Here is a 3,310-nt window from a genome sequence, read left to right as displayed (position 1 = left end):
CGGGCTCGCCGATGAGCACCGGCCACATCCCGGTGTTGACGCACGCCGAGGCCGCCGCGGTGGCGTGCTCGGGCGGGTCGGCGAGGGACAGCCAGTGGCCACCCTCGATCCCGAGCAGGGCGTGGGTGGAGACCAGCGAGTGGTGCATGGCGCGCTCACGGTCGCGGTCACCGACCTCGTAGGGGGTGACGTTGGCGACCCGCACCCGCACCCGGCGCAGCTCGCCCTCGAGCCGCTCGGCGCTCACCTCGAGCTCGACGTGGAGATCCTCGTGGTCGCGCACGACCACGCCGACCACCTCCCCCTCCGGGCTGGTGATGGCCTCGTGGGTGCGGCCCGCGGGCACCACCACCTCGGTGCGCACCGGCGCGTCGCAGAGGTCGCCGCAGCGATGGCGGCCGGCGTCGAGCTCGCGCTCGGTGGCCTCCTCCCAGGGACGGTGGGTGGTGGGGCCGACCTTGAGCTCCGGCACCAGGGTGTACTCGGGAACATCGGGCAGCGCGGCCAGCGGCGGATCGATCCGGCCGATGGTCCGCACCAGCACGTGGAGGAACCGCAGCCTCGCCTCCACGACGGCGTCGTCGCCGCCCTCGAGGAGGCACTCGGTCTGGGCGACCCAGGGGTCGGTGCCCCCCGACGCCTCGCCGTAGGACTTCGGATAGACGCCACCGAAGGTCCAGCGGATCTGGTTCTTGATGGCGGTCGGGCTGTACGGGTAGAGGATGTAGCCCTCGTACAGGGTGGCGCGCACCAGGCGGTCGACGAGCTGCTGGTTCACGACGCGGGCTCGTCCGGGATGTTGGTGATCCGCAGCCGCGACGTCCCCGGGGCACCCACCGGGCTTCCGTTGGCGGCCGGGGCGTCGGCCTCGCCGGCGAGCAGCGCGGTGATCGCCTCCTCCCAGCTGGAGAGGGAGTTGCGCGCCTTGTACCGGTAGAGACGGTCGAAGACGTCGCGACGCAGGGTCAGCCAGTTGTCATCGGGATAGTGCTCGTCGATCATCTGCTTCCACACCTTGAGCGGCATGCGGAAGGTCGCCTCGCGGTCCCACGGGATCTTCGCGATCTGCAGGTTGCCGTTCTCGGCCTGGTAGAAGACGGTGCCGCTGAACTGGAAGGCGAGCGGGACCTCACCCTCCTCGAGGGCGTGGAAGTACTTCACCCACGCCAGCCCGAGGTCGAAGCTGGAGGGCACCCGCACATCGCACTCGATGCTGCCGGTGAAGCGCTGCACCTGGGTGGTGGCGAGCGCCAGCACCATGGTGCGCACGGTCTTCGCGTAGCGGTGGGGCTCGCCGAAGAGGTCGAGAAGGGCCTCCTGCTCGCGCTTGTCCTTGTAGCGCCGGCGGGCCGCCTCGATCTGGATCTGCGACTCCAGGGTGACCGCGTCGACGGGGACGCCGGCGTGCTCCGTGATCCGGAGCCGGAAGGAGAGCAGCGGCACCACGCCACGGGCGACGCTGACGTCCAGCACCTCGAAGTCGAGCTCGGGGATCGGGGGAGGTTCGGACGTGCTCACGCCGTTCCCCCGTGCTCGTCGGCCCGCATGCGGAGGCCGTTGAAGAAGTCGTTGATGCGGTCGAGCGCCTGCTTGCCGCCGCTGAAGCCGCGCCAGTGGACCCGGATCAGGCCCACCAGCTCGAAGCAGGCGTCGATGGGGACGAGGAAGTACTCGTGCTCATGGGGGCCGTCGTCGTCGGTGGTCTCGTGGCTCTCGCCGGCCCGGTTGACCAGCAGCGCCTCGACGTCGGGCTCCATCTCTCCGAGGATCGGGTTCTGCTCGATCAGCTCCTCCCAGCCCTCGAGGGTCAGGAGCGACTCGGTCGCCCCCGCGGGGCTCGGATAGTGGCAGTGGATGCCGCCGTCCCCCCCGGTGGTGAGGAAGGCCATGTTCACCGGGATGGCGAGCGCCTCCCACTGGTCGTCGCTCATCTCGAAGTCGAGGAGCGCGAGGTAGCGCCGGGGCACCCGCTTGTGCTCGGCCCTCGCGCTGCGCACGTCGGTGATCACCGCGCACGCCGCGCAGGAGCACGACAGCTGCCGCTTCTGGACGTTGTACAGGTGCTCGTGGTCGTCGGGAAGGCCGACCCCACAGAGCTCGCATCGCTCCTGCTGGGTCTCCTCCCGCCGCTTGGAGATGCGCCGCAGCGCCGCGATCGAGGAGGCCGACCCCTCTCCGCCCGCCGCTCCGTTGCCGCCGTCGCCTGCTCCGCTCACGGGGACCTTGGGGCTCTCTGGTTGGGTCACCGCACTCCCGCCGGAATGGCGACGCGGACGCCCCCGTCCTGCTCGAGCAGGGGAAGGGGCTCCAGCCGCGTCGCGTCCTTGGTGCACCGTCCGGCACCGCGCACATCGTACTGACGCGAGCACGCCGAACACACCAGGTTGCCCGCGGCTATCCAGGCGCCCTCCAGCGGGTCACCGCACCCCGGGCAGGGTGCGCGGTAGGCATACAGGGCGCCCGCGAGGCGGCAGAGGACCACCGGGACACCATCGATCACGAGCCGGCGAAGCTCGCCGGGGGCCACCGTCTCACCACCGCGGACCCGGGTCCAGACGCCGGCCACGGGCGCGGCGGGCTGCCGGGGCAGCGGCGGGGGAGCCCCCATCATCGGAAGCGCGACGAGGCCCGCTCCCGGGCGCGGCGGAGGTGGGGTCACCCCCTCGGCGGTGATCTCGAGGACGTCGGGCGCGGCGGCCATGATGGCCTCCTCGATCGCCGTCTTCAGGGTCGCAGCCGAGGAGGGGCAGCCCTTGCAGCTGCCCTCGAGCCGGAGCCGCACCACGCCGTCGTCGACGCCGAGCAGCTCCACGTTGCCACCGTGCGAGGCGAGGTAGGGCCGGACCGTCTCCAGCGCCCCCGCCACGCGGGTGGTGATGTCGACCGGATGGAGCCCGTGCAGCATGAGCACGTTCCCCACCCGGTCGTCACCGGCGAAGGAGGCGAGCAGGGCCGACCCCTGCTCGCCCGCCTGTTCCACGATCAGTTCCAGCATCCGGTCGAGGGCAAGCCCGTGGAGCTCCAGGATCGCCTGGATGGCCTCCATGGTCGTGGCCCTCGCGGCCGGATCGGGCAGCGCATCGAGCTCTGCGATCAGGCTCTCGATCTGTCCTACCCGGTCTGTGGCCTCCCCGGTAACGCTGGCACTGATGCTCATATTCCTGAGCTCTACAGCTCCTGGATGCCGAAGGTCGGCGAGTGACGCTGCTGGACGACCTTGCCGCCGCCGATGTACTGGTGCACACCGCAGGGCAGGCAGGGATCGAAGCTGCGCACCGCGCGCATGATGTCGATGCCCTTGAACTGGTCG

At 71.0% G+C, this 3,310-nt stretch carries 4 protein-coding genes; all 4 read right to left on the bottom strand.

What is annotated here, in order from left to right; genetic code table 11:
* Positions 1-778: hypothetical protein (locus VGL20_05655; GenBank protein HEY2703157.1), on the bottom strand; the 778-nt coding region annotated here is incomplete at its 3' end.
* Positions 775-1,518, bottom strand: coding sequence for a DUF6084 family protein (locus tag VGL20_05650; protein HEY2703156.1), 744 nt, complete (start codon positions 1,516-1,518; stop codon positions 775-777). The genes VGL20_05655 and VGL20_05650, both read right to left, overlap by 4 nt.
* Positions 1,515-2,216 carry a DUF5947 family protein gene (locus tag VGL20_05645; protein HEY2703155.1) on the bottom strand — a complete coding sequence of 234 codons (702 nt, stop codon included), beginning with the start codon at positions 2,214-2,216 and terminating at the stop codon, positions 1,515-1,517. Before VGL20_05645 ends, VGL20_05650 begins: the two co-directional genes overlap by 4 nt.
* A 26-nt stretch (positions 2,217-2,242) precedes the next feature.
* Positions 2,243-3,046 carry a NifU family protein gene (locus VGL20_05640; GenBank protein HEY2703154.1) on the bottom strand — a complete coding sequence of 268 codons (804 nt, stop codon included), beginning with the start codon at positions 3,044-3,046 and terminating at the stop codon, positions 2,243-2,245.
* Positions 3,047-3,310: the final 264 nt, after the last annotated feature.

It is taken from the genome of Candidatus Dormiibacterota bacterium (genome assembly GCA_036495095.1).
Classification (GTDB): Bacteria; Chloroflexota; Dormibacteria; order Aeolococcales; family Aeolococcaceae; genus CF-96.
This window is presented reverse-complemented; position numbering and strand designations above follow the sequence as displayed.